The sequence below is a fragment of the Polaromonas sp. P1_E3 genome (assembly GCF_056405935.1).
Genome location: NZ_JBFUBD010000636.1, coordinates 1 through 1133 on the forward strand (window position 1 = coordinate 1; position 1133 = coordinate 1133).

Here is a 1133-nt window from a genome sequence, read left to right on the forward strand (position 1 = left end):
GTTTAAGACTGCAGCTTTCGCGTGCAAGCGGGAATCCGTTTTTTTTTGCTACGATGCCGCGATGACAAAAAGCAACCGCACTCATCATCCGGGATAGTGCTCGGCATTTGGCAGCTGTACTGGCTGATTTCGACCTAGGCGCAAAGACGGGGCATTGCAGCACTTAAGCTATTCCTCTTTGTCGCTCTAACTGCTGTCATGTTCGTGATGGCTGAGCTTGTCGAGCAGTTTTAGTCGCTGTTTCAGCTTGGGGCAATTGAATGAAAATCAGCAATCTTTTTAACGTTAGGTGGATTAGCTGGGGACTCTGCTTCGTTATGCTGTTGACGTACAGAGCTGACCCATACCCCTTAACGTTGTATATCGCTTTGAGTTTGACGGTTCTTCTGAACGCCGTCCATCTTGTATTTTCAGTATTCGAATCGACAAAAGACGAATATATGAAGACGTCGATTGAATTCTTGTGGATGACGGGCTTCKCTACCTTGCTTGGTGCGACGGCAATTTATTCCGGCGCAGATTTTGTGAACAGAGGCTCACGTTATGACGCCAATACTTTTTGGCCACTTGTTCAGGCCAGCGTACTGCAGGGTGCTGCGACGCTGGCCTGCCTGATGATTCGCAGGTTGTGCTCACCACAAGGAAAAATCACCTGAACATGTGGTCTGGGTCATCGCAAGAATGAACAGACCGAGAGAAAGAAGAAGACCGATACAGACTCCGGACAAGATCGCGGATTTATATTTCCAATGGCCAAACAAGCAAAGCCATAGAACGTCGTCCTCTCCCCTCATGTCTGAGAGAAAATCGCTGGTCCAATTGAATTCGTGATATAGGCTTTGATATCGTGAACGTATCAATCTACATAAGCAACCGTAAAGCACGGCATAGCATGCTAAAGCACCCCAGAGCATCAATCCGCAGGTCATTTTCTATACGCTCGTGTTGATGGGCATTGCCAGCGCAATCAAATCAAGAATTCGAACCCACGCTCTCATAAACTTTTCCTCGCCGTATTGTCGGAAGTTTAAGGCTATCGGTTTCGCATGCGAACATAAAGACGGCCCCTGAGGACGTTTTATTGCGCTGGTGCTAGGCTCGCTGCTGCAGTCTTCTGCTATGCCATCGTGATG

1 protein-coding gene is annotated in these 1133 nt (G+C 48.1%); it reads left to right on the forward strand.

Going from position 1 to position 1133, the window contains the following annotated elements; all coding sequences use genetic code 11:
- Positions 1-356: 356 nt before the first annotated feature.
- Positions 357-656: a hypothetical protein gene (locus tag AC1D0Z_RS22380; protein WP_477660342.1), complete on the forward strand. Its 300-nt coding sequence runs from the start codon at positions 357-359 to the stop codon at positions 654-656.
- Positions 657-1133: the final 477 nt, after the last annotated feature.